The organism is Bacillus sp. LNXM65 (assembly GCF_002998575.1).
Taxonomy (GTDB): Bacteria; Bacillota; Bacilli; order Bacillales; family Bacillaceae; genus Bacillus.
The window spans coordinates 81,273-107,643 of record NZ_PVRB01000001.1 but is presented as its reverse complement, the minus strand read 5'-3'; the positions used below and the strand labels follow the sequence as shown (position 1 = coordinate 107,643).

The following is a 26,371-nucleotide window of genomic DNA, read 5'->3' as shown; positions in this document are numbered from 1 at the left end:
TGAAAGGTTGCCGCCCATCGATTTGTTTGTGAGAAATGATTCCGGAATGTGATTTATTCATGGTGTATTTTTGATCAACTATTGGGTAACTGTAGAAAAATCATAATATTAAAAACGCTTTCAGTCAATCCTCTTTTTGTAACATAAGAAAAACCTGATGCGCGTTGCATCAGGTAGAGGCTGGTTCTTTTCTTTTATTCAGTTGATGCAACATATTGATTCGGTTCTGCAAAATGCGGGAGCATCTCACCATGTGCTTCAATGAGTTCATCGCATAATTTGATGATGTCATCAATGGATAGTTCAGCGCTTGTGTGTGGATCAAGTAATGCCGCTTGATAAATGTGCTCTTTTTTGCCGCTAATTGCTGCTTCGATTGTCATGAGCTGTGAGCTGATATTGGTCCGGTTGAGTCCAGCCAATTGTTCAGGGATCTCTCCGACATAGCAAGGCATGATGCCGCTGCGATCTGCAACACATGGTACTTCGACACACGCTTTTTCAGGCAGATTGTGAATGAGTCCTCCTGTGTTCAGCACATTCCCTCCAAATTTAAAGGGAACGTTCGTTTCGATCGCTTCAATGATACGAGAACCATATTCTTTTGAGCGAGTATGTGTGATCTGTGTATTGCCCACAAGGTCATGCTTCATTGTATTCCAGTTGTTGATTTGTTCCTCGCAGCGTCTCGGGTATTCATCGAGCGGAATGTTAAATTGACCGATCAGTTCTGGATAGCGTGCTTTGATAAAATAAGGATGGTATTCGGCATTGTGCTCTGAGGATTCTGTGACATAGTAGCCGAATTTATCCATCAGCTCAAAACGTACCATATCAAGGTGCCGCGCTTGCTGCTTTTCTTTCGCTCTTCTTTTGATGTCTGGGTACAAATCTTTTCCGTCCCGTTTCACCTCTAATAACCATGCCATATGGTTGATGCCGGCAATTTTTTCTTCAATGCCTTCATGATCCATTTCAAGTGATCCAAATAGATCCTTTGTACACACCTGCACACTATGACAAAGACCCACCGTTTGAATCGGTGTATAGCGCAGCATCGCACCTGTCAGTGTGGCCATTGGATTTGTGTAATTTAATAATAAAGCATTTGGGCAAACCTCTTCCATCTCCTTTGCAAAATCAAGCATCACAGGAATTGTTCGAAGGAAGCGGAAGATGCCGCCGATGCCAACCGTATCCGCAATCGTTTGTCTTAATCCGTATTTTTTCGGAATCTCAAAATCAATTACAGTGCTTGGCCGATAGCCTCCAACCTGGATGGCATTGATGACATATTTCGCATCCTTTAAGGCTTCTTTTCGGTTGTGATAGGGCTTAATGGTCACATTTGCACCGTAGTTCTCTTTTAAATGCCGAAGCATCGTGTCTGATTCATTCAGCCGGTTGTGGTCGATATCATATAATGCGAATTCAAAGCCGCTAAGTGCAGGGACGAACAAACAATCTCCTAATATATTTTTAGCAAACACGGTACTCCCTGCACCGATAAATGTAATTTTAGACATTGACGACTCTCCTTTTTACATCCATATTGAACTACCCTTTGACAGAGCCTTGTGAAAGCCCTGCGATAAAATATTTTTGCAACAGTAAAAACATCGTAACCATTGGCAGCATCGCAATGAGCGCAGCGGCACCAACGAGCTGGAGCTGATGCTGATTTTGACCAAAAAAATGGGATAAGGCGACTGTGAGTGTATGCATCTCTTTATCTTGCAAAAAGAAGATGGCAAATTGATAGTCGTTCCAAATATACACACAGGCAATGATTAAGACAGAAGCGGTAATGGGCTTCAGAAGAGGAAAAACGACAGTGAAAAAAACTCTGAGTGTCCCCGCTCCATCAATACGTGCTGCTTCTTCAAGCTCCTTTGGAATGGTCGACCGGATAAAGCCTGCGTATAAGAAAATGGTTAGCGGCAAAAAAGCAGCGACATTATTTAAAATAGCGATTTGATAGGTGTTCATCATCCCGATTTGAACGACCATTTTATAGAGCGGGACAAGGGCTGTGAGCGGTGGAATGACCATAATGGTGATGAATAAAACATAAACTGCTTTATTTAGCTTTGTGTTTCTTCTTGCGAGCGGATAGGCTGCAAGAGATCCAAGTATGATGAGTAATACAGCGGAGCTAAACGTAATCATCACTGTATTCAAAAAGGACTGGCCAAGCTGAGCCTCTGTCCATGCCGTGCGAAAGTTTTCAAGATGGAGCGCTTTCGGAAACAGCCATTTTGAACTGAAATCTCCTATCCCCTTTAATGATGTCGTCACCAAGATATAAAATGGAATGAGGTGAAGCAATGTCACCAAAAGTGCGAGGAAGGTGTACCATCTCTTTTTGCGTTTAAAGGCGTTATCCATCACACCTCGGTCTCCTTTCGTTTGAAATAAATCAGTGCTGCGACACTAATGACAAGGATGATGACCGCCATGAAGACTCCTTGCGTTGCTGCATAGCCTGCATCCTGACGTTTGAAATACAGATCATACATAAAGGTCGACATCGATTGCGAGGAATCTCCAGGTCCGCCGCCTGTTAGTGCCACAATGACATCAAAAAGTTTCAGCCCGCCAATGACGTTAAGCACAACATTAATGGTGATAGACGGCATAAGCAGCGGCAATGTGATCCGTCTGAATTGCTGGAGGCTTGATGCGCCGTCTAATTGTGCCGCCTCATAATAATCCTTAGGAATACTTTGAAGGCCTGCTAAATAAATGATCATCGCAATTCCGACGAATTGATAGGTGTTGACAAGCACAATGATCCATGTGTTTAATTGCGGATTGCCAAGCGCATTCATTTGGTCAAATCCAAAAAACGTCACCACATCGTTTAAGGCACCGCCTTGGTAAGCAAACACAAAATACCAAATATAGCCCATGGCAATCGGACTGATCATGACAGGTAGATAGATCACCGTCCTTGTGATGCCTCTTATCTTTAAACTTTGGTTTAATAAGAGAGCATATCCAAGTCCAATGATATTTTGTAAGATTGTACTCCCAATTCCGTAGAGAAGCGTGTTTTTGACAACAAGCCATGTCGTTGGGTCTTGAAGCAGACGTTTATATTGATCAAGCCCAATCCATTCATAAGTTTGTGAGAACCCGTTCCAATTCGTAAAAGATAGCTGAATGCCGTTCAAAAAAGGATAAATGATAAAGGTACTGACGACGAGTACAGCTGGCATGTACATCCACCAAAGTGATGAATTCCGGCTTTTTTGCATCTTTTGTTTTGGTAAAGAGGTAAATGCGGCTGGCTGCTTTGCTTTTGTGATGTCATTCATTGGCTTCACTCCTGTTTCAGCATGGGCCTGCTATTGTTTTTTCAGACGCTTATATTCCTCTTCCATCTTCTTCGATAATTGTTCTGGTGTGATGGAGCCTGCTAATAATTCTTGACCCGTCGTTGCCATGACAGCCCACATTCCGCTTGGTAAGTATTTTCGATCGAAGTAAGGTTCAATCTTCACCTGTTCGTATTGATCGTAAAACGTAGAGTAATAGTTTTTCGCTTTTACATGCGTTAAGGCTGCTTCAGAGGATGTGCCTTCTGCGATTTTTTCCGCATTTTCAGGCTTTGCGAGAAAATCGATGAATTGTTTTGCTTCTTTTAGATGCTTGGAGTCCTTCCAGGCAGCGACAGTAAATCGTTCTCCCCCAATCCAGCTTTGCTCATCTCCTTCATGAATGGCAGGAACAGGTATCGTGCCTACTTTGATCGATTGATTGAGTTCTGACGCTTCAGGTCCTAAAGAACCTCCGACAAAGGTGAAGGCTATTTTGTTTTGTGCCATCAGTTCAGGTGCTTGAGATAGTTTCGCTGTCAGGACATCTTTGTTTAAAAGATCTTGATCCTTCAGCTCCTTCATGAACTGTGCAAGCGGTGTATAGTGAGACCAATCAAAAGATCCGTTTTCAAGTTCTTTTCCGTATTGATGTTTTGGATCGGTGATTAATAAAGGTGTGGCTAGTTCATCAAAGACTTGGGCGATATTTGAGTTATCTCCTCCTGGTATCCAGAGCGGCACAACCTCTCCTTTGCTCTTTTCCTTCACTGTCAGCAAAGCCGATTGGAATTCATCAAGTGTTCTAGGTACCTCAATGTCATAGTCCTTTAATAGATTGGCATTAAAGCTAAGCCCGTCTTTTGCTTGATTCAGCGGATACGCGTATACTTTGCCATCTTGGTCCTTTAAAATCTGATCGAGTGATGGATCAAGCTGTTTGACCCAATCCATCTCTTTTAAATCAGCCACATACTCTCTGTAGCGCAGTTTGGCCCAGCCATGTGTGTCAAACAGATCCGGCATATCGTTTGCCCCCATTTTGACGCGGATCATATCTTCATAGCTGTTGCCTGGGAAGTTGGCATCGATTCGAATATGTGGATGCTCTTTTTCAAACTCACGAATCACTTCTTCAAATGCTTTTCTTTCCCCGCTGTTGCTCATCGTCGAAAAGAGAGTCAGGGTGACCTTTCCGTTTGCTTCGGACGTACCGTTATTGCCGCAAGCAGACAAAAGAATGGTCAAGACAAAGGCCGCAGTCAGCAGCATGAATTTTTTATTCATGGTTTCCTCCTTTTGATCACTGAAAATTCAGACGATAATCGGTAGAATTCATGCAGTTGCGGAAACAAAAGAAGTCCATTATACTGGAATTCTATTCTTTTCAAAGAGATAAGAGAGCATAACGGCAGGCTGCCTTGTTCTTAGCATGATCTGGCCATCATGCTGAGCAGCTGCTTTCTGCTTTTTTGTCTCTTTTTTGTTTGCTGAGATCTTGGTTCACCCCCTTTCATGGATGAGACATGTGCTGCCCCGTTCGATGAGTTTTGTTGGCACGACGACTTTTAGAGGGAGCTTTCTTCCGTTTATTCGCTCAAGCAAAAGCTTCAAGCCGACTTCCCCCATTTCTTCTGTATATACTTTTACGCTTGTAAGCGGTGGACTTGAAAATGAAGCAGCTTCAATGTCATTAAACCCAACAATGGATACATCGAAAGGAACACGCAGACCGGCTTCGTTGAGCGCACGCATTGCACCGATCGCCATTGAATCACTTCCGATAAAAAAGGCTTGTGGAAGGTTTCCTTTTTTAATGGCTTGCTGCATAAGCGTATAGCCTTCTTGCATGGAGTATTCCCCAATGTGGATGTCATCCAGATGAAGATATCCCGCCTCCTGCATTCTTCTCATAAACGTCGTTTGCCTTTCGTCCTCAATCACAGCGTTTCCTTCGAAATAATGCTCCCGCTCCTTTCCGCCAATATAGCCTAGATGTGTATAGCCAAGCGATTGCAGATGGCGAATTGCTCGATCTGCCGCTCTTACAAAATCAACATGTACACAATCATACAAATCCTCATCCGCATAATGATTAATAAAAACAATGTGCTCCATTCGGTTTGTCATTTTTTCAACTGTATCGGGACTGATTCGTCCAATGACAATCAAACCGTCAATATCCTTTAGCATCGCCCCTTTGTCCATGCTTCTCAGGCGAAAGGTATGGAGGGTGGACAGCCCTTGTTTGGCATATTCTTTTTCAATTCCTTTTCGAATCGATGAAAAAAAGGGATCATTTAATTCTTCGTCAATGGATTGAGCGACAACGATACCGATGACTGGGGATTCAGATGGAGGTTTTTCTTCTGCTTGATCGGCTTTTCTTGCTCTCACTGGGGTATAGTTTAGCTTCTTTGCAATGTCGAGGATGTTTTGTCTTGTTGCGTGTGAAACGGCAAGTGTTTGATCGCCATTTAACACACGGGATACAGTGGATACGGACACTTTTGCATCATGGGCAATATCTTTGAGTGTGGTCATAGGCAAACTCCTCTTAGATTTTGACTAAATATTTACTAAAGATATTTGAAGGATAACATATAAGTAAAGCGCTTTCAATTGTGGATTTGTAATTTTTTATTTTGTATTTGGGTATGTTTTGGTGAGATTGTGGTGTTTTAGTAAAATTGCGTAAAAAAGAGGATGGATTACATCCTCTTTTACTAACGTGATTCAATTGAGGCTGTTTCTTTTGCAAACAATTGCTTCATTGTCTCCCAAGCTTTATCGAGTTGATTGTGAAGTCCAAATAAACCTGAGTTGCCGATGATATAGATCTCATTTCCAGCCTCAGCAAGCAGCCGGAACGTGCTCTCATTACAAGAGCCGTCTACTTCAATTGAAAACGTGTATCCTCTCTTCTCTTTTATCTCTTTCACCTGTTTAATTTTCTGAAGCATTTCTTTAATAAAAGGCTGACCTGCAAAGCCTGGATCAATCGTCATGATCGTCACTCGGTCTATTAAATGTAGATAGGAATCTAACGCTGCAATTGGTGTGGCGGGATTTAAGACAAAGCCGACCTTGCAGTCTCTTTGATGGATATGCCGAATGATTCTAAAAACGTCTCTTTGCACGACCTCTGGGTGTAAGCAGATCATGCTTGCGCCTGCATCAATGCAGGCATCGATTAAAAATTCTTGGGGGTATTCCGCCATAAGGTGAACATCAATTGGTCTATCTGTCAGTTTTCGAAGCTGTTCTATGAAAAAGGGCGATAAGGTGATATTTTTCACGTAATGACCATCCATGACGTCGACATGATATCGATCTGCTCTTGTGTTGAGTATATGAATTTGTTCGCGGAAGTGCGTTAAATCCATGCACATCAATGAAGGTGAAAAAATGGCTGTCATTCTTAGGCTCCTCCTTTTTAGAGTTGAAATAAAAGCTTGATCAATCCAATCAAGATTCCGATGATACCAAAGTCTGTATCTCCAAAAGTTGTCCCTTCAAAGCCAAGGGTTCCTAACACAGGTAATAAACAAGCAGGTAAAAAGGAAAGTAGCAATCCATTCACAAAGGCCCCAGCGACAGCACCTCTTACGCCTCCTGTTGCATTACCATACACTCCTGCTGTAGCGCCGCAAAAAAAGTGCGGGACAAGACCAGGGACAATGACAGTTAAACCAAACAAAGGTAAAAGAAAAATGGATACGATGCCTCCTGCAAAGCTGCATAAAAATCCGATAATCACTGCATTTGGAGCAAATGGAAAAACGGTTGGCGCGTCAAGTGCCGGCTTTGCCCCTTTCACAAAACGATCGGCAATCCCTTTGAAAGCAGGCACGATTTCACCGATTGCCATCCGCACCCCGGCTAAAATAATGTACACACCTGCAGCAAAGGTAATAGCCTGAATGAGAATGAAGACAGCGAAGTTCGTGCCCCCGCTAATTTGTTCTATAAAGGGAATCCCTGCAAACGGTGCAATCGCAAAGAACAGCAAAGCCATCGTGATCGAAATGGCAACAGATGTATCTCTTAGAAAGCCGAGTGATTTAGGCACTTGAATGGTTTCCGTTGATTTCTCTGGACGACCGATCCATTTGCCGATCATTCCCGCTGTAAAATAACCGAAGGTACTGAAGTGTCCGAGCGCGAGATCATCGCTTCCGGTGACTTTCCTTGTGAATGGCTGAAGGATAGCGGGTGCAATGACCATAGCTGTTCCTAATATAATCGAACCGGTGGTCACAAGAAATCCTCCTTGCATTCCGGCTGTCGAGAGAACGACTGCGAGCATTGCAGCCATATACAAGGTATGGTGCCCTGTTAAAAAGACGTATTTAAAGGGCGTGAATTTTGCCAATAACAAATTGACCAGCATGCCAAAAATCATAATGAGAGCCGTCTGTGTACCGAATTCCTTTTGGGCAATGGCCGCCATGGCATCTGTATTTGGGACAACCCCTTGAATGTGAAAGGCTGCTTCAAACATTTTTCGAAAAACTCCAAGTGAATCAGACACGACCGTGGCGCCCGCTCCTAATATTAAAAAACCCATGGTTGTTTTCAAGGTGCCTGACACGGTATCTGCGGCTGATTTTTTCTGCAAAAGTAAACCGGCCAGTGCAAACAAACCGATGAGAATTGCCGGTGTGCCCAATATATCGTTCATGATCAGTTCCATCATGATGTGATCCCCCTTTTTTGTGGCTTATATGTGTTTACGAAGGACGTCTTTAATGGCTTCCTGGTCTAACAAGTTATTTAATCCAGCGACCTTTCTTGTGCCGTCATCCAGCTGATCGATAATGTCTGTTGCTCCGATATATAGATCGGCCTGTTCATTTTTACTTGTGCTGAGATCGGTATGATCCACTTCAGCTACAAGTCCTAACTCTTTTAATGCTTTTTTTACATTCATTTCTACGATAAAGCTGCTTCCTAATCCGTTTCCGCACACAACAAGAATTTTTTTCATTCTCTTTTTCCTCCTTTATAGTTGTGAAAATTGATCAACTAGTTTTTGCACCGATGCTAATTCCTTTGCTTCAACCAGTTGTTTTCTCCGTTTTTCATCACTTAACAGCATGGTCAGCTGTTTGAGTGCTTTCAAGTGGGTCATACTGTCAATGGCTGCTAGCACAATGATGAGACGAACCTGTTTTTTTCCATCTTTAGAGAAAAAAACGGGCGGTTCAAATGACATGAGTGACATGCTTAATTTGTTCACGCCGTCCTCTGGTCTGGCGTGCGGAATGGCTACTTGTGGTGCAATCACAATATAAGGTCCATTTTGATGCACAGACTGAATCATGGCCTCCACATAACCTCTCTGAATGGCATTTTGATCGAGTAAAGGCTGCGCTGCTTTTGTGATGGCCTCTTGCCAAGTATCTGCTGTTTGCTGGAGATGAATGGTTTTTTCTGTTAATAAATCGTTTAACACTGGTTTCCACCCTTTCTGATGGGATACATATGCGGGATGAAGTAGCTCTTTAAGATCACGAAGCAGTGCTTTTTCATTTTGTACGATGGTATGCTGCTGAATGATGTTGAATAAAGCGTCCACATTGTTCTCATCAAGCCTGATTTCTGCACCTTCCCCATATTGAAGTAAGGTTTTTTTCTCATAGGTAGTGAGAATGGGATGAACGAGGTGAACAGGTTTTCCTTTAAACGAAATAGGTGTTGTTGACACAACAAAGTCGACATCAATGGATGACCTTTCTTCATATGAACGCTTTGATAATAGTTCACGTACTTCGATATAACCGATTAATTCGATAAGCTGTGTTTTCAGCATGTGACTTGTGCCAATTCCTTCGCCGCAGACAATGTATACAGAACGCCGCACAATTGGTGAAATCCCTTCTCTTCTCATCCAACCACCAAAATGCATCGCCACATATGCAATTTCATGGTCGCTGATCTTTGAACAGGTCGCCTTTTCTAAATGGCATACGACCTTTTGAGTGATGTCAAACACCTCTGGCTGTGCTTTTTTAATAGATTCTGTTAATTCATTGTTGATATCAATGTGATAGACGAGTCTGTAATAGGCCGGGATGAGATGCATTGTCAAGTTTTGCTCCAAGGCTTCGTACTCTTGAAAGGAAATACATGCATACCGCTGAAAGTCAAAAATCATTTGTCTGGCAATGGTGCGAATGAGATGCTCTTCTGGTTTTTTACTTGATGGAAGCTTTTGTTTCTTGGCGCTGAGCCATAGAGTAGTAAGAAAATAGATTTCATCATCATGAACATGAAGGCCGGTTTCTCTTTGAATTCGTGCCATGAAACGAATAGCCGCAAAGCATTCATCTGTTTCCTGCAATGTACGCTTTTCTTCGTTTGAAAGGTGTACAGCACGTTCTAGCTTCATCCGCTTAAAGTAGAAAAAGAGATCCAAAGACAGCTGATCCAGCATGTCATCTGCAAACTCGAGCTTAAGCTCTTGTTCTGACTGCTCGAGGAGATGCTTTAACCGTTTATATGAAATTGGCCCCTTTAACCAAAAAGGTGGAAACGCTTTTTCGTTTTTTATCATTGTGCGAATGGAATGAATATAAGGTTTCAGCGCCAATCGAATCGCTCTTTCTTCTCCTGAAATCAAATAGCCGCAGGCTGCCTGATAGTGGAGGATAAGCTGCTGCTTTGAAAGTGCTTCTTTTAGCTGTTTCATATCTTCAAGCAATGTATTCCGGCTCACTTTGGTCATCTTCATAAAATCATCAATTCTTAGGCGTTTCTCACTGCATGCAATGGATAAGAGCAGGATGGCCCTTCTTTCCTTTACACATGGTTCATAATCATGGCCAACGAGAATGGTGTTCGCTTTTTGAATAATGACTTCTTTTTCATGTGTTTGTAAGTAGTAGCCAAGTTGATCTTTTCGCTGAATACCACTCAGCTGCTGAGTTTCCAGCCAGCTATTCATTCGTTTGATTTCAGAGTAGACGGTTCGAGTAGAGACATTCAGTCGATTCTGTAAATCTTCAATTGATAAATAAGATGTCGTGTGAATCAGCATTGATAGTAAAGTCGTGCCCCTTTTGGTTAAATACAGTTGGAATTCCTCCCTTCTTCCCTTTGATTATAAGTCTAATCAACTCACATGCGTCAAAGAAGCCCAAATGTCTTCAGCACATGCTGTGCAGCTTTTGGGTGCTCTTTTGCCATAAGAAAAAGCACACCCGCTTGAGTGTGCTTTAGACTTGTATACAAAGAATCATTTGTCTTCTTTTACGTGATAGAAATTTTTTTGAATGCCTTTTTTTGATTTTTTACAATTCTTTTGGCATTCTTGATTCACACATATGTACTGGGCTTCATTGCCGATAAAGAAAGCGGACACCAATCAAGGCACTTAAGTGCCTAATGATCAGCGTCTGCAGGTTCTTCTTTCTGGACAAAATAATCGTTTTTTGCTAGTCTCTATTATACGATGATCCACATAGAAAAAAGATGCTCTTAATCAGGATGCTTTTCTGTTTTTTTATTTACGAAGTAATGGCTGAGTCGTGCATCGGAAAGCGCCACCATAGCTTCTTGTTATTTTAAAATCAACATATTCCACCTTGATATTTCTTTTTTCTAATTCTTTTCCAATTGTATTTTGATATGCTATATCCGTTACATATACTTTTTCATTAATCGGTAACCCATTAATAGCTAAATTTTGCGCTTCTTTGTAGCTTACTTTTATTTTATCCCAATCTCTTAATTCATCTGGAACTCCGTTTGGTAGTGAGTCTTCATTCACAATCATCAGACCGTCTCGCACAAAACTAATGGCACAATCAAGATGAAGAGTATTTTTCTCGAGTTTCACTTCAACTACTTTATAACCATCTGGTGTTAAATAATTACGGAGCCAATCGATTCCTTCTTTATTAGATGCTTGACCAGAGTTCCCAACAAAAATTGTTTTCCCGTACACAAGAATATCTCCACCCTCTAGAAATGGACCAGTCTTAGAATTTATGCCTTTTGAAACATCCGGCTGTGGAACAGCAACATATGGATTTTTGTTCGCTCTTACCTCTTTTAAAAGGATATGTCTTGCTGGGAAAACTTCTAGTCTGCGGTAGCTTGAAAAGAACGATCCTTCGATTATGTGATTTCCTATTGTAAAGAATGGATCTCTAACAAAGAAATTCGTAGCCCCTGCTCCACCAGTTATACCATTTTCAGCTAAACCTAATTTCTTTTCATTCTCTGTTAAAAGGCGTGGCATTTGGGTGTCTACATCGTATTTCTGAAGTACTTTTTTAAACTCTTCACGTTCTTTTTCCATTTTGATTTGAATATCTTTCATATCTTCCATCATGTTTGAGCCGCTATCTCCCTCGGGAAAATAAACTTCAGACTGAGACAAAACGACACGTTTTAATGGAGCAAATTCACTTTCTACATACACATTTCCTTTATTTTTTTCGTTTTCAGCTGAGACTTTTTCTGCTTTCACACTATCTGAGCTTTTTGACTGCGAGCAGCCTGTTACAATAACGGTCAATACCGTAGCAAAGCCAACTAAATTAATAAATTTTCTTTTCATTCCAATTAACCCTCCATTTTATTTATTTTGTGGTTAATAAAAATAGTAACTATTAAATCTTAAATATTTATTAACTTTTAGGCTTTTTTTATTTTTAAAGTGGAAAGATTACATGTTGCTTGCTTTTTCAGATTATAACAATCCTTTTTCATCTCTAAACCTTTGAATCTATTAAAAATAGTGAAAAGGGCTAGTTCAGCGAATTCATCTTCTGTATATCAGATCCAAAGGAATCTAAAATTCTTCATCCGATGCAGGTTAATTTTTTCATTAGAAAAAGCACACCTCCAACAGTGCGCTTTCTTACGACTTAGACTTAAACAATTGCAGCTCTTGGTCCATAATATCTGCTGCTTCGGTAATAAATTGAATGATTAAGTCTAATTCTTCTCGTTTGTATTCGTTTGTGAGCTGTTTTGTTGATGCCGATAAGGATCGGAAGAGTTCTTTTACCTGTGATTTCCCAGCCGTTAATGGAACAATGATGACTCTTCGCTTGTCTTTTGGGTCCTTTTCTCTTTTGACGTAGCCAGCTTTTTCAAGGCGGTCAATCAGAGCTGTGACCGCACCTGAGCTAAGACCTGTTTTTTCACTTAATTCCCCTGCTGTGAGGGGGCCGAGTTCGTTTAATAAATCGGCTGATTTGAGATCTGTTGGGAAAAGGCCAAGCGATTGTGCGGCCGCTTGGTGGAATAAAACCGTTCGTGTGGCTAGGCGCCTCATTGTATGGATGATCAGGTCTGCTCTGTCTTCAGTCTCGTTCTTTATTGACAACTTGTTCTCCTCCCTTTAAAATCAATTTATCTTGATCATCAAGATAAATGTTCTCTTCCTTTATATTTAAGTTGATCATAGCAAAAATAAGGAGAGAACGTAAGCAGGAGGTAAATGAAATGAATCATGTGGATAAAGGCAAGGCATCCACTCGCTTTGTTGTCATCGGTTTGCTGTTAGGGATTTTTATGGCAGCGATGGACAATACCATTGTTGCAACAGCGATGGGAAGCATCGTAGCAGATTTGGGCAGTTTTGATAAATTTGCTTGGGTGACGGCTTCTTATATGGTGGCAGTAATGGCTGGAATGCCGATTTACGGAAAGCTTTCTGATATGTATGGTCGAAAGCGTTTTTTTCTGTTTGGACTTATTTTCTTTTTAATTGGATCAGCGCTGTGCGGTATCGCACAAACGATGGATCAGCTCATTATTTATCGAGCCATTCAAGGGCTTGGAGGCGGTGCCCTTCTTCCGATCGCGTTTACGATCATCTTTGATATCTTCCCGCCTGAAAAGCGCGGAAAAATGTCCGGTATGTTTGGTGCAGTGTTTGGTTTATCGAGTGTACTAGGACCACTGTTAGGAGCTATTATCACAGATTCGATCGGCTGGCATTGGGTTTTCTATATTAACGTGCCAATCGGTATTGTTAGTGTGTTCTTGATCGCCAGATACTATCATGAATCGCTGGAACATCGCAAGCAAAAAATTGACTGGTCAGGTGCTATTACACTTGTCGTGGCAGTTGTGAGCTTAATGTTCGCACTTGAGCTTGGCGGTAAATCTTATGCGTGGGATTCGGTGCAAATCCTCACACTTTTTGCCGTGTTTCTTGTGTTTGGTACCATCTTCTTTATTGTTGAGCGTAAAGCGGAGGAACCGATTATTTCTTTTTGGATGTTTAAAAATCGTTTATTTGCGACATCTCAAATATTGGCGTTTTTATATGGGGGGACATTTATTATTCTTGCCGTCTTTATTCCTATTTTCGTGCAAGCGGTGTATGGTGAATCTGCGACAAGTGCAGGGTTTATTTTAACACCGATGATGATAGGATCTGTGATTGGCAGTATGATTGGCGGAACGATGCAGACGAAAGTGCCTTTCAGACGTCTTATGACGATCTCTGTTATTTCATTTTTTGCTGGGATGCTGCTTCTTGCCAATATGTCACCAGATACAGCTAGACTGTGGCTTACACTCTTTATGATGATATCAGGCTTTGGCGTCGGCTTTAGCTTCTCCCTTCTGCCTTCAGCTTCAATGAATGATCTTGCCCCTCGTTACCGAGGCAGTGCAAACTCAACCAATTCATTTATGAGATCACTTGGGATGACGCTTGGTGTCACGATTTTTGGGACGATTCAAACCAATGTCCTAACGAATCGCTTAGCAGATGCCTTTAGCGGAATGAAAGGAGCCCCTTCTCAAATAGGCGATCCACAAGCCATATTCCAAGAAGGTGCCCGTTCACAAATTCCGCCTGATATTTTAAATAAAGTCATCGATGCGATGTCACAAAGCATTACGTACGTATTTTTGATTGCGTTATTCCCTATTGCCCTTGCAGCGATTACGGTCCTATTTATGGGAAATGCACGAGTACGCACATCAAATGAAATGAAAGAAAGCGAATAATGTGAAAAAGCAGAGCGTTAGCGGCTCTGCTTTTTTTCGTTTCACTGATATAGAGGATGGGCTTTGCCCTCACTGCCAACGATACGTATTTTCGATGTGACCATGTCTTTTGCTGCTTGCTTTGCTTTTTGTAAATACATACGTGGATCTAAGCTTTCAGGTTCGTTTGAGAAATGATCACGGATGGCTTCAGAGTACGCATTTTTCAATTCAGTAGAGACATTGACCTTTGCCATACCAAGTGCTACACATCGTCTGACGTCCTCATCCGGTACAGCGGAACCGCCGTGCAGCACAAGTGGAACATCGACCAGCGCTGCAATTTGTTCAATGCGGTCAAAGTCAATATCCGGTACTCCTTTATAAATGCCGTGAGCAGTACCAATCGCAGGCGCTAAAGTAGGTACCCCAGTTTCTTCTACAAATTGACGGCATTCTGATGGAATGGCTTTTTCAGCATCCTTTTCATCGACGACGATATCATCCTCTACGCCGCCTACCTTGCCTAATTCTGCTTCGACGTTCACCCCTACTTTTAACGCGAGGTCTACGACTTCTTTTGTGCGGCGTACATTTTCTTCATATGAATGCATGGATGCATCGATCATGACGGATGTATATCCGGCCCTGATACAGGTGAGAATTACATCAAAGTCCGTGCAGTGATCGAGGTGCAGACCGATTGGGATTTGATATTGATCAGCCGCCGCTTTGACTGTATCTGCAATCGCTTTTGCTCCAAGTGATTGAACCGTTCCAACCGTTGTTTGCAAAATGACAGGTGATTTTAATTCTGCGGCCGTTTCGAGCACCCAATAAATACTGTCAAAGGAGTGTACATTGAATGCAACGATTCCGTATTTTTCTTTTTTCGCAGCCTCAAGCATCGGTGTTGTTGAAAGTAAAGGCATAATCAAACATCCTCTCTCGTTAAAATATCTGTTTCTAAAACAGTAAGCATGTCTTCATTTGTTCTTGTTTCCAGCAGCTTTTGTCGTTTCGCTTCATCCATTAATCCTCGTGAAAGAGCAGAAAGAGCCTTTAGATGAGTGGTGCCCGCTTCATTTTTGGGGATCAGTAAGGATAAGAAGAAAAAGCATGGCTTCCCATCAAAAGCGTCCCATTCAATGCCTGTTTCAGTGCGGACGATCACAAGTGCTGGTTTTGTGATGGCTTCTGTTTGTGTATGTGGAATGGCAAATCCATCTTGAAATCCAGTCGTGCTCAGTGCTTCCCTTTCAGCTAAGCCTTTTTTGACATCCTCTGCTGATGTACAAATACCTGCTTTGTAGGCAATGTCAGCAATGGCTGCGAAAACGCCAGCCTGTGACGACACGGTTTCATGAAGATTCATATAAATATGTTCCATCATTTCTCTTCCTCCCTATTAAACTGCGGGTTTGTCTATTTTTTTACGGTAAAGTCCGTATAGAATGGCACCTACAAGTGATCCGATCAGTATGGATAGTACCCACTGAAATGCACCTGTGACGACTGGAAGGACAAGGAATCCACCATGCGGAGCTGGAACCTGTACGCCAAATAGATACGTCAATATAGCAGAGATGGCTGAGCCAAACATGATAATTGGCAGGACAACGATCGGGTTTTTTGCCGCAAATGGGATGGCCCCTTCTGTAATATGTGTCGCCCCTAGAATATAGTTGATTGCCCCTGCATTTCGTTCCTGCGGTGTGAAATGTTTTCTGAAAATCGTTGTGGCAATCGCAATGATAAGTGGTGGTGTGATACATGCTGCGGACACACCTGCCATGAAGTAAAGGTTGCCTTGTGCAAGTAAAGCCGTTCCTGTGACATAGGCTGCTTTGTTAAAAGGACCTCCCATATCAAATCCACACATCGCTCCAACAATTAAACCTAAGAGCAGCGGGTTCGTGGATTGAACAGCTGAGAGAAAATCCATTAATGAATTATTTAGGCCTGTGATCGGAACTAATAGTGGTGTCATCACAGCTCCAATCAAGAAAATACCGATAACAGGATAGATGAAGATTGATTTTAAACCGTCAAGTGATGCAGGTAATTTTTGAAGCAGGAATTGAAGTAATACGATGATATATCCTGCTGCAAAACCTGCGATAATACCACCTAAGAATCCAGCGCCTCCGTCGTTTGCAAGCAGGCCGCCGATAAACCCGACAACCATCCCTGGGCGTCTGGCGATTGAATCAGCGATAAATGCTGCTAAAATAGGCACCATTAAGCTAAAGCCGAGTCCACCAATGCTTTTCAAATAGGCAGCAAACGGATGATACGTTTCATGCTGAGGATCAGCTGAGTAAATACCGAATAGAAAAGAAATAGCAATTAAGACTCCGCCTCCAACGACAAATGGAAGCATGTGTGATACACCGTTCATTAAATGTTTGTAGATCGTGTGTATCCACTTATTCGTCGTCTTTTGTTGAGAGGATGAAGGAGCAGATGTTTTCTCCGTCCCAGAAGCTCTTCCTTTCACTTGATGAACGGGTGCATCTCCATTGATAATGCCTTGGATCAGTTCTTCTGGCGTGCGGATGCCTTTCGCTACAGGCACTTCAATAAGTGGTTTGCCGTGAAAACGATCTGTATTCACATCTTTGTCAGCTGCGACAATGACCCCATCGGCCTCCAGAATGTCTTGATCGGTTAAAGCGTTTTCAATTCCTACTTGACCATGCGTTTCGACTTTGATGTCGACCCCTAATTGCTCAGCAGCTATTTTTAATGCCTCAGCTGCCATAAACGTGTGTGCAATGCCTGTTGGACAGCCAGTTGCAGCGACAATTTTTTTACGGCTCATATCTGATTCCCCCTTATATCTTGTGAATGTGTACTTGCTCAATTAATGAATGAATGTCATGTAAATCACTTAAGCCTTTAGAAAATGCAGTAGATGCGCCCGTTGCAATGCCGTAACGTAAGCATTCTACAGGTGAATGACCTTCAAGCTGTTTACTAAGAAAGGCTGCGAGCATTGCATCTCCAGAACAAGCTGTGTTTACCACAGTGCCTGTCGGTGCGTTTCCTTTTAAGATGACGTCTTTCGTAATGAACAAAGCCCCTTCTCCTCCGCGGGAAATAAGCACTTGCTCTGCACCCATCTCAATGAGTTTTTCTCCTGATTGAATGAGTTCTTTTTCTGACATAGGATGTGTTTTGCCAAAAAAAGCAGCGATTTCTTCTTCATTCGGTTTTAATAAATACGGCTTGTATTGAAGCGTCTCAAGAACTGCTGCGGAGCTTGTGTCTAAAATAAACTTGACGTTGTGCTGATGACAAATAGCTGCTACTTCTGAAAAAATGCTGGCGGGTACGCCCTTTGGCAGGCTGCCTGACATGATAAGGATGTCCCCCTGCGGGATGGCCGCTATTTTTTCACGAAAGGCGTGAAGCGCTTTTGCTTCAATCGCAGGTCCTTGGTTCACGAGCTTGTATTCTTCTGTCGTATTAATAAAAACATTAATGCGTGTAATTCCTTCAACCGAGATAAAATCGGTTTGAATGGAAAGGTCCTTTAAGGATTGTTCAATATAAGAGCCTGAAAACCCAGCAATAAATCCTAATGCAGTGCTGGTGAATCCATATTTCTTTAGCATAATGGAGACATTGACTCCTTTGCCATTCGGCTGATAATCTTCATCTTCTGTGCGGTTGACTGCATTTGCCTTCATTTCTTTTAATGCAATATATAGGTCAATAGCAGGATTTAAGGTGCAGGTATAAATCAATTGGTTTCACCTTCTTTCTTTTCTCTAAAGAAAGTATCTCATACGATGGAGTGAAAATGTTTTCAGATTGTGTAAAGGTTTTCATGATAAAAAGCCTTCCAGATCAAAGTCTCGAAGGCTTCTTTAGCGGTTATTTCATTCGGATCACATAGGCATCTAGTAAAATGCGGGCAATGACATGAAGAGACAGGCGCGATCTGACTTCATAATCTGGGAAGAAAGATTGTTCGCCTTTATATCCGACTAGAGTCATATCTGATATTTTGCTTATTGTAGAATCTATTCTTGTCGTGACGGTAATGGTCGTGACTTGCTTCATGCTGAGATTTTGACACGCTTCAACGAGCTCTGCTGTTTCGCCATTTAATGAAACAAAGATCGCAAGTTCGTTTTTACTGATGTCTCTCGATTTCAGCCGAATGATATTCGGATCGTCATGTACTTCGCATGTTTTTCCGATGAGCTGTAATTTGATGGTCATTTCTTTGGCAATCATCTCTGAGAAGCCTCTGCCGAAAATATAAATTTTGTCCGCATTATGTATTTTTTGAACGGCATCTTCAATTTGCCCAATACTTTGCAGCTGAATCGTCTTTAAAACCTCTTCTTCATTTTTCCGAATCGCTAGTTTGATGTCTTCATCGATGTTTTTTAGCTGATCACTTGCATCGGTCATTTTCTTTTCTTGTTTCAATCGATATTTAAAGGAAGTATAGCCGTTGTAACCAATTTTTTTCATCAATCTGACAATTGTGGCTGTCGACACATTCGCTCTTTCACTTAATGTGACGATGGATAAGGTGGAGATTTCCTCTAGATGCTGGTGAATATAATGGAGTAAATAACGTTCTGTTTCACTTAACGTTTGATACACATCGCTTGGAATGTTAAATAGTGGTTCATTCAATTCGATTCCCCCTTACTCATTTCATACTATAATTAAATACCCAATAAAAACAAGGTGATTCTTTTGTCATATATTTTGATGGAAAGCCAAAATGAGTGAAATTTGATTTTTGACATACACTAAGGAAAAGTTGTGTCTGTGTGAAAGGAGCTGATACCTATGCTTCATCTCTTGTTTTTTCTCATCCTTCTCTATGTCGTCTATGTATTTTTGACCGCATTTGTTTTGTTTTATTTACCGATACGAAAAACATGCAAAGAACATTGTATTTATAAAGCCTCTTCTATCTCAGGAGACGATCAGGGGACAAATCAAGTGATGCTTCTTGACGACGGGTTTGAATCTGGCCAGGTGAGAATCCAAATGATTCGTGAGGCAAAGAAGGTGATCCGTCTCAGTTACTATTCCATTCAAAAGGGAAAAACAGCCGAATGGGTACTAGGTGCTTTAATTGAAGCAGCTGATCAAGGTGTGAAAGTCCAGCTGTTGTTAGATGGCATCTGTCACAGTTTGCGCGGGCCGCTGAAGCATTTGCGCTATGCGGTGGCAAATCATCCGAACATGTCGATTCGTTTTTATGAGCCCTTTCGATTGTTCAAGCCATGGACGTGGCATAATCGGCTACACGATAAGCTGATACTAGCAGATGGTCGAGTGGCTGTGATGGGCGGAAGAAATATCGGTGATAAATACTTTGCAGATCAGCCGCCGAAAGACTTTGCTTTTGACCGCGATGTGCTGCTCTATAACGCCAAAAAGGGAAAAGTATTAGATGAAATGGAGCAATATTTCGTTTATCTATGGAATCATGATTTTACGAAAAGAACAAAAGATGTGTTCTCCAAGGCAAAAGCGAAAAAAGGGCTAAAGCTAAGAAAACAGCTGCTCAGATCCTATCAAGAAGCAGTGCGCACAAAAGAACCTTTTGTGATGTCCTCCTTTAATTGGGCAGCAGATGCCACTTCTGTGAAACAGATTGCGTTTTTCACAAATCCTGTGGAACGCTTCAATAAGCGGCCACTTGTGCTGAAAAAACTGAACGATCTTGCGCACCGGGCAAAGCGTTCTGTGCTCATACAGACGCCTTATGTCATCCCAACACGCCCAATGAAAGCCGGACTCACCCCCTTAGGTAGTGAGATTCAAACGACAATGGTCACGAATTCTCTTACAGCGACACCAAATCCGTTAGCCTTTGCTGGATATTTAAGCACGAAAAAGGAACTGATGAAAACAGGCGTTCATTTGTATGAATATGAAGGCCCCTATTCCATTCATGGGAAATCAATGGTGATTGATGATTACTTGAGTATTATTGGGACATATAACTTAGATGCGCGGTCTAGTTTTTTAAACACAGAGTCGATTTTGGTGATTGACAGTGCCCCGTTTGCGTTATCACTTACACAGGCAATCGAACGAAAAATCGCCTACAGTAATCTCGTTGCTAAAGACCGAACAGCCTATCATGCGAGCGCATATGGGCAGAAAAAAAAGCCTTTGATGAAAAGGCTCCTTTTAAATGGATTATCCGCGATAACGGTATTATGGCGGCGATTGATTTAAAAAAGGGCGGCTACTCTTGTGGCAGCCCTTTTTCTTGCGATTGATCTTTTTCTGCTGACTCCAATTTGGTCAATTTAAACACTAAGATCCCAGCAACAATCACAATGACACCTAATAGTTTTGTAAAAGAAAATGCCACTTTTTCTAACCCAAGCCAGCCAAGCGAATCAAACAAAAGAGCGCAGCCCAGCTGTGACGTGAGGACAATCGAGATGCCATAAGTCGGTCCAAGACGTTTGATACTCTGAACAAGACAAATGACCACTCCTACCCCAATGGCTCCGCTGATCCAGTACCAAGCTTCCATATGTCTTAATTGAAACATGCCAGTTCCCTCTAGTAAGAGACCCATCAGGAGTGAAGCAATAAAGCCCATTCCAAGAACGAGGGTTGTAGTTGACCAAGAGCCTGTATGCTCATTGACCTTACTGTTAAAAATGGTTTGTAAGCTGACGAGTGCGCCAGCAGTGATAGCTAATAGTATTCCTATGATCATATATAAATCCCTTCATTTCTTCTATTCATAAATATTGTGCTCTGCTATTTCTAGGAGCCCTTTCCGGTCACAAATCGTAATCTCTCCTCTACGCCTCTCTATCAGCCCTTTTTCACAGAATTGCTGAATGACCCGGTTAATATGACGATAGCTTGTACCGATTAAGCTTGCCGCATCAGTGAGACGAAGGGCGCTCGCGCTGTCATCATTTGTTACAACAGACAATAAGTAGCTTGCAAGCCTGACCTCCACAGGATATAAAAGGTGGAAACTCAAATCGTTTGATTTTGTATAAAATTTGTTTGTGATGCCTTTTAGCAGAAAGGTTAACACGCGTGGGTCATCCTTCGCATGGCGCATGAGCGCTTGATGAGAAACCCTTAGCATATGTACTTCTGTGACAGCTTCGACTGTATTGACCATATCCGTCTGCTGAACGTATTCAATATCTCCAATCGCTTCAAGGGGATGTTTAAAGCTAAGAATAAAGGTCTTCCCTTCCTTTGTGGTCGTGAAAATCTTTAATTTTCCTTTCACTAACAAGTACAGGTACTCCCTCTTATCCCCTTTTGAACAAACGAGCTCACCCTGCTCATAGCGCCACAAGCTCACGTGTGATATGAGCTTTTGATGAAAGACGTTTTCTAATTGATGTGCCTTCATATATGAGGCAAAAAGAGATTCATCATAAAGCTCCTCCATCTGACGCCCTCCTTTATAGCTTTAAAATGATCACGCCTGCGACCATCAGTAAAATTCCTGCATAATGAGGCCATTTCATTTTCTTCTTCTGTACACCAAACCATCCTTTTGCATCGATTGCAAAGGTAAAAGCAAGCTGTGCAATAAGTAACGCTGCGATGGTGAGTGTGACACCGATCATTTGAATCGCGGTGACTTCATTAAAAATAATAATGGCTGCAAATGCGCCGCCTATTAAATAAAGTGGCCGCACCTTTTGATATTCCCTGAAGTGCCCGTCTCGAACGATCAGTAAGATGACAAGCGAGATGATAAAACCGGTTAGCTGTGTGATAGTTGCTGCCTGCCATGTGCCGATATCCTGGCTGATTCTTGCGTTGGCCACGCCTTGCAGTGTAATGCAAGCGCCTCCTAATAAAGCGAAAATAACACCTTTCATTCGTTCAAATGCTCCTTCTTTTTTCAGTCTAGTTCCATTAAATGATACATGCTCACCTATTGAAAAGGACATATGTCCCACTTTGCGTATTATATCAGAAACTTTTTCTTTTGCAGTTTCTTCGTTTTAGATTTTTCACAGTGGGTACAGTTTTATATCAGCTGAAAACAGAATATTGATTGAATCACATATAAAAAGGAGACATGTCAGAATGAGAAATCAGGAGAAACATTTTATTAATGGAGAATGGATTGCTTCAACAGGAAACGAAAAGACAGAGGTCATCAACCCTGCGACAGAAGAAGTCATTGGCACCATTAGCTTAGGAACAAAAGAAGATTTAGATAAGGCAGTGAAAGCAGCTCGTGCCGCCTTCCCTTCTTTCTCGAAAACATCTCGAAATGAACGCGTGAAGATGCTGGAAAACATTGTGCGCGGGTACGAAAAACGCAAGGATGAACTTGTAGAAGTGATGACACAAGAGCTCGGTGCACCGCTGAAAGTATCAGAAGAAGTTCATTACACAATGGGCTATGAACATTTTTCTAAAGCAGCGGAAGCACTTAAATCTTATACATTTACCGAGGACCGCGGCGGACATACCATTATAAAAGAAGCGATTGGCGTCAGCGGATTGATTACACCGTGGAACTTCCCAACGAATCAAACATCTCTTAAAATTGCGGGTGCCATTGCGGCAGGCTCACCAGTTGTCTTAAAGCCAGCGGAAATTACACCTTTTGCTGCGATGATTCTTGCAGAAATCATTGATGAAGCAGGCGTACCGAAAGGAGTCTTCAACTTAGTAAACGGAACTGGTGACGTGATTGGTGACGGTATTAGCTCACATCCTGATATTGACTTTGTTTCATTTACTGGATCAGGTGCTGTCGGCTCGAAGATTATGGAAAACGCTGCTGACAATGTGAAGAAAGTGGCTCTTGAGCTTGGCGGGAAATCCCCTCTTATTGTTTTAGATGATGCAGATGTGGATGAGGCAGCAGAAACCGCCATTCATCATATTGCGATGAATACAGGTCAAGTGTGTTCTGCAGCTACGCGTGTGCTTATTCCAGAATCAATGAAAGACAAGTTTGAAAAAGCGCTGCTGAATGCCCTGCCGAAGTTTACAGTTGGTGATCCGAGAGAAGATCACGCCACAGGCCCGCTTGTCTCCAAGAAACAATGGGATACCGTGCAATCTTATATTGAAAAAGGAATCGATGAAGGTGCTACTCTGCTTGCAGGGGGAACTGGAAAGCCGGACGGAATCGATAAAGGATATTTCGCCAAGCATACCATTTTCACCAATGTAAAAAATGATATGACCATTGCGCAAGAAGAAATCTTCGGACCGGTCATGAGTGTGATTACGTATCAGGACCTAGATCATGCCCTTGACATCGCCAATGATACGGTTTATGGCCTTGCCGGGTATGTTGTTGGAAAAGATGAAAAAACTTTAAAATATGTAGCTGAACATATCCGTGCTGGCCAAATCACCATTAACAATGCCGAAACAGATTACTTTGCCCCATTTGGCGGCTTTAAGCAATCTGGTATCGGAAGAGAATGGGGAGACTTCGGCATCGAGGAATATTTAGAAGTGAAAGCTGTGATGGGACTTCCAACGGCATAATTTACGAAAGGAGAAAAGCCTTAAGGTTTTTCTCCTTTTTGTGGATTTTAAGAACTGCTCCCCTACTTATCCATAATGATGTTATATTTTTCAACCGTTACTTTAGGAGGAAACGATTCTTGTAACTCATCAAACCAAACCTCAATCGTTTGACCCTGTGACAGCTCTTTAGTATCAACTTTCGATAAATCCATAATGATGAGATCATGTTTATACTTATCAATAAGAAGGTGAGTATTCAATGAATAATCGCTTTTTAGAGGAGTTTTATTGTTTATAAGAAGTAAACCAGTCTCCTCTTTACTCAGCAGTATGCCTTTTTTTGAAAAAGGTGCTGTTGTTTTATTCTTATTGTATGAATCTTTTATATTTCCTTTTGGAGAATTGCACGCTACTAATAAAATGAGAAAAATCAAGATGACAAGCCGAAAACATTTTATGTTTTTAAACTTTAGCTGCATCAACTTTCATACACCCCCTTTTCAATTCTTCACGATAGCTTCTTCATGCTAGCATTCTCAGAACAAAACGCCTATTTTTCTTAAGGTGCTTTATAAGTTAAGCTGATTTACCTTCAAGTTCATTCACCTTGTAAAGGTATTAGAAATCTTAATCATGACAATCAATATTATATATTTTACTTAATGGCAAACTTTCGGTAAAGTTCAAATTGAACCTATATATATAATTCCTATCGAATTAATCTATGTTTATATTCCTTGTGAGGTGGATATCGTTGCAACTTCATGTATTGAACAGTCCGTTTAGTCAGCAGCAGGCAGACTTGCTCAATCAGCTGCTTCCGACTTTAACAGATCAACAAAAAATTTGGCTTACCGGTTATTTATCAGCACAGGCAGCTCTAGCCGGATCAGAAACGGCCGCTCTGGCCCCTACTCCTTCTGCCGCAGCCCCTGCGCAGCCTGTCAGTAAAGATGTGACCTTACTTTATGGCTCGCAAACAGGCAATTCTGAAGGATTAGCGAAAAAGACAGCGCAGCATCTCGAGGAGAAAGGTTTTCAAGTGACGCTCTCTTCTATGTCAGATTTTAAACCAAATAATCTGAAAAAAATACACAATTTACTGATGATCGTCAGCACACATGGCGAGGGAGATCCGCCTGATAATGCCCTTTCTTTCCATGAATATGTCCATGGTAGACGTGCGCCAAAGCTCGATCATTTAAGCTTTTCTGTTCTTTCGCTTGGCGACAGCTCTTACGAATTCTTCTGTCAGACTGGAAAAGAATTTGATGAGCGCCTCAAAGAACTTGGCGGAACGCGTCTTATAGGCCGAGTGGATTGTGACCTTGATTATGATGAGCCGTTTTCTGAATGGCTTCAAGGGGTGACATCGGCACTTAGCGAAGGTGAAGCCGCAGCATTCCCGCAAGAATCAGCAGGAGCAACCAACCAAACAGCAGCTTCTGAATACTCAAGAACGAATCCTTTTTATGCGGAAGTTCTTGAAAATATCAACCTAAATGGCCGCGGCTCTAACAAAGAAACCCGCCATTTGGAGCTCTCTCTTGAAGGATCAGGACTTGTTTATGAGCCGGGTGACAGCCTTGGTATTTATCCAACAAATGATCCTGCGCTTGTTGATGAACTGCTCACGACATGCGGATGGAATGCAGAGGAAGCCGTAACCGTGCATAAAAATGGCGACACTCTTCTTTTGAAAGAAGCACTCACCTCGCACTTTGAGATTACAGTATTAACAAAACCCCTTCTTCAAAAGATGGCGGACTTTTCAAAAAGTGAAGCCCTCCATGCCCTTTTAGAAGAAGGGAATGAAGAAAAGTTAAAAGCGTATATAGCAGGAAGAGATCTAGTAGATGCTGCGCGCGATTTTGGTCCTTTTGAAGGAACAGCCGCAGATTTCACCGCTATTTTAAGAAAAATCCCTGCACGCCTTTATTCGATTGCAAGCAGCCTGAAAGCCAATGAAGAAGAAGTTCATTTGACAATAGGTGCTGTGAGATATGATGCACACGGGAGAGAACGGCAAGGTGTCTGCTCCATCTTATGTGCGGAGCGCTTAGAGCCAGGTGATACACTGCCTGTTTATATCCAGCACAACCAAAACTTTAAGCTTCCTGAAAACCCTGATGCACCGATCATTATGGTGGGACCAGGCACAGGTATCGCTCCTTTCCGTTCGTTTATGCAGGAACGAGAAGAAATCGGTGCAAACGGAAAGTCATGGCTATTCTTCGGTGATCAGCACTTTGTGACGGATTTCTTATATCAAACTGAATGGCAAAAGTGGTTAAAAGATGGTGTCTTAACGAAAATGGATGTGGCTTTTTCAAGAGATTCAGAGGAAAAGGTATATGTCCAGCACCAAATGAAGAAACAAAGTAAAGAATTATTCGAATGGCTGGAGCAAGGTGCCTATGTATATGTCTGCGGAGATGAAAAACATATGGCGCATGATGTTCATGGTACCCTTCTATCGATCATCCAAGAAGAAGGTGCGATGAGTAAGGAGAAAGCAGAAAGCTATTTAGCCAATTTGCAGCAGCAAAAACGCTATCAGCGCGACGTATATTGATGGATTTGATGCTTGAAAGAAAGGAGCTTTT

23 protein-coding genes and 1 pseudogene are annotated in these 26,371 nt (G+C 41.9%); 4 read left to right on the top strand and 20 right to left on the bottom strand.

Annotation, left to right across the window (positions count from 1 at the left end; translation table 11 throughout):
- Window positions 1–194 precede the first annotated feature (194 nt).
- The 11 genes from melA to C6Y03_RS00405 form a co-directional block, all read right to left on the bottom strand.
- Window positions 195–1,526: an alpha-glucosidase/alpha-galactosidase gene (gene melA, locus C6Y03_RS00455; protein ID WP_106038652.1), complete on the bottom strand. Its 1,332-nt coding sequence runs from the start codon at window positions 1,524–1,526 to the stop codon at window positions 195–197.
- 31 nt (window positions 1,527–1,557) lie between these two features.
- Entirely contained in the window at window positions 1,558–2,388 is an 831-nt protein-coding gene (locus C6Y03_RS00450; RefSeq protein WP_060596463.1) for a carbohydrate ABC transporter permease, read from the bottom strand.
- Window positions 2,388–3,320: a carbohydrate ABC transporter permease gene (locus C6Y03_RS00445; RefSeq protein ID WP_060596464.1), complete on the bottom strand. Its 933-nt coding sequence runs from the start codon at window positions 3,318–3,320 to the stop codon at window positions 2,388–2,390. The genes C6Y03_RS00450 and C6Y03_RS00445 overlap by 1 nt, the downstream gene beginning before the upstream one ends.
- A gap of 30 nt (window positions 3,321–3,350) precedes the next feature.
- Window positions 3,351–4,607: an ABC transporter substrate-binding protein gene (locus tag C6Y03_RS00440; protein WP_106038651.1), complete on the bottom strand. Its 1,257-nt coding sequence runs from the start codon at window positions 4,605–4,607 to the stop codon at window positions 3,351–3,353.
- A 216-nt stretch (window positions 4,608–4,823) separates the two neighbouring features.
- Entirely contained in the window at window positions 4,824–5,864 is a 1,041-nt protein-coding gene (locus C6Y03_RS00435; protein ID WP_060596466.1) for a LacI family DNA-binding transcriptional regulator, read from the bottom strand.
- 182 nt (window positions 5,865–6,046) lie between these two features.
- A complete protein-coding gene (gene alsE / locus C6Y03_RS00430) occupies window positions 6,047–6,739 on the bottom strand; it encodes a D-allulose 6-phosphate 3-epimerase (protein WP_106038650.1) in 693 nt (230 codons plus the stop codon).
- 17 nt (window positions 6,740–6,756) lie between these two features.
- Entirely contained in the window at window positions 6,757–8,019 is a 1,263-nt protein-coding gene (ulaA, locus tag C6Y03_RS00425) for a PTS ascorbate transporter subunit IIC (protein WP_106038649.1), read from the bottom strand.
- 24 nt (window positions 8,020–8,043) lie between these two features.
- On the bottom strand, window positions 8,044–8,310 hold the full coding sequence (locus tag C6Y03_RS00420) for a PTS sugar transporter subunit IIB (RefSeq protein ID WP_106038648.1): 267 nt from the start codon (window positions 8,308–8,310) through the stop codon (window positions 8,044–8,046).
- 15 nt (window positions 8,311–8,325) lie between these two features.
- Window positions 8,326–10,398: a BglG family transcription antiterminator gene (locus C6Y03_RS00415; RefSeq protein WP_223260718.1), complete on the bottom strand. Its 2,073-nt coding sequence runs from the start codon at window positions 10,396–10,398 to the stop codon at window positions 8,326–8,328.
- A 429-nt stretch (window positions 10,399–10,827) separates the two neighbouring features.
- Window positions 10,828–11,889, bottom strand: coding sequence for a dimethylarginine dimethylaminohydrolase family protein (locus C6Y03_RS00410; RefSeq protein WP_223251116.1), 1,062 nt, complete (start codon window positions 11,887–11,889; stop codon window positions 10,828–10,830).
- A gap of 303 nt (window positions 11,890–12,192) precedes the next feature.
- Window positions 12,193–12,663, bottom strand: coding sequence for a MarR family winged helix-turn-helix transcriptional regulator (locus C6Y03_RS00405; RefSeq protein ID WP_106038646.1), 471 nt, complete (start codon window positions 12,661–12,663; stop codon window positions 12,193–12,195).
- A gap of 119 nt (window positions 12,664–12,782) precedes the next feature.
- On the opposite strand from C6Y03_RS00405, the pseudogene C6Y03_RS00400 reads away from it, so the two are divergent.
- Window positions 12,783–14,301 (top strand): annotated as a pseudogene (locus C6Y03_RS00400) (MDR family MFS transporter); the annotation flags it as partial.
- 43 nt (window positions 14,302–14,344) lie between these two features.
- Here C6Y03_RS00400 and C6Y03_RS00395 read toward each other — a convergent pair.
- From C6Y03_RS00395 to C6Y03_RS00375, 5 genes are all read right to left on the bottom strand, one after another.
- The gene (locus C6Y03_RS00395; protein WP_034660835.1) at window positions 14,345–15,214 is read right to left on the bottom strand and encodes a class II fructose-bisphosphate aldolase; all 870 of its coding nucleotides are present in this window, start codon (window positions 15,212–15,214) and stop codon (window positions 14,345–14,347) included.
- 2 nt (window positions 15,215–15,216) lie between these two features.
- Window positions 15,217–15,675, bottom strand: coding sequence for a PTS sugar transporter subunit IIA (locus tag C6Y03_RS00390; protein ID WP_106038644.1), 459 nt, complete (start codon window positions 15,673–15,675; stop codon window positions 15,217–15,219).
- A gap of 15 nt (window positions 15,676–15,690) precedes the next feature.
- Window positions 15,691–17,106, bottom strand: coding sequence for a PTS fructose transporter subunit IIC (locus C6Y03_RS00385; RefSeq protein ID WP_106038643.1), 1,416 nt, complete (start codon window positions 17,104–17,106; stop codon window positions 15,691–15,693).
- A 13-nt stretch (window positions 17,107–17,119) separates the two neighbouring features.
- A complete protein-coding gene (gene pfkB, locus C6Y03_RS00380; RefSeq protein ID WP_106038642.1) occupies window positions 17,120–18,034 on the bottom strand; it encodes a 1-phosphofructokinase in 915 nt (304 codons plus the stop codon).
- Window positions 18,035–18,164: 130 nt separating this feature from the next.
- Window positions 18,165–18,941: a MurR/RpiR family transcriptional regulator gene (locus C6Y03_RS00375; RefSeq protein WP_106038641.1), complete on the bottom strand. Its 777-nt coding sequence runs from the start codon at window positions 18,939–18,941 to the stop codon at window positions 18,165–18,167.
- A gap of 159 nt (window positions 18,942–19,100) precedes the next feature.
- Here C6Y03_RS00375 and C6Y03_RS00370 point away from each other — a divergent pair, with 159 nt between their 5' ends.
- Complete coding sequence (locus C6Y03_RS00370; protein ID WP_106038640.1) at window positions 19,101–20,507, top strand: phospholipase D-like domain-containing protein; 1,407 nt, start codon at window positions 19,101–19,103, stop codon at window positions 20,505–20,507.
- Between the two features lie 10 nt (window positions 20,508–20,517).
- On the opposite strand, the gene C6Y03_RS00365 is transcribed toward C6Y03_RS00370, so the two are convergent.
- The 3 genes from C6Y03_RS00365 to C6Y03_RS00355 are packed head-to-tail and all read right to left on the bottom strand — an operon-like array spanning window position 20,518 to window position 22,144.
- A complete protein-coding gene (locus C6Y03_RS00365) occupies window positions 20,518–21,003 on the bottom strand; it encodes a DMT family transporter (RefSeq protein WP_034660841.1) in 486 nt (161 codons plus the stop codon).
- Window positions 21,004–21,024: 21 nt separating this feature from the next.
- Window positions 21,025–21,705, bottom strand: a complete 681-nt coding sequence (locus C6Y03_RS00360) for a Crp/Fnr family transcriptional regulator (RefSeq protein WP_066030818.1) — start codon at window positions 21,703–21,705, stop codon at window positions 21,025–21,027.
- A 13-nt stretch (window positions 21,706–21,718) separates the two neighbouring features.
- Window positions 21,719–22,144, bottom strand: a complete 426-nt coding sequence (locus C6Y03_RS00355; RefSeq protein ID WP_060596692.1) for a DMT family transporter — start codon at window positions 22,142–22,144, stop codon at window positions 21,719–21,721.
- A 211-nt stretch (window positions 22,145–22,355) separates the two neighbouring features.
- Between C6Y03_RS00355 and C6Y03_RS00350 the strand changes: the two genes are divergently transcribed.
- Window positions 22,356–23,783 carry an aldehyde dehydrogenase family protein gene (locus tag C6Y03_RS00350; protein WP_066030817.1) on the top strand — a complete coding sequence of 476 codons (1,428 nt, stop codon included), beginning with the start codon at window positions 22,356–22,358 and terminating at the stop codon, window positions 23,781–23,783.
- A gap of 62 nt (window positions 23,784–23,845) precedes the next feature.
- Here the strand turns inward: C6Y03_RS00350 and C6Y03_RS00345 are convergent, their stop codons facing one another.
- On the bottom strand, window positions 23,846–24,244 hold the full coding sequence (locus tag C6Y03_RS00345) for a DUF3221 domain-containing protein (protein WP_223249559.1): 399 nt from the start codon (window positions 24,242–24,244) through the stop codon (window positions 23,846–23,848).
- Window positions 24,245–24,519: 275 nt separating this feature from the next.
- Here C6Y03_RS00345 and C6Y03_RS00340 point away from each other — a divergent pair, with 275 nt between their 5' ends.
- A complete protein-coding gene (locus tag C6Y03_RS00340; RefSeq protein WP_106038638.1) occupies window positions 24,520–26,340 on the top strand; it encodes an assimilatory sulfite reductase (NADPH) flavoprotein subunit in 1,821 nt (606 codons plus the stop codon).
- The last annotated feature ends 31 nt before the right edge of the window (window positions 26,341–26,371 follow it).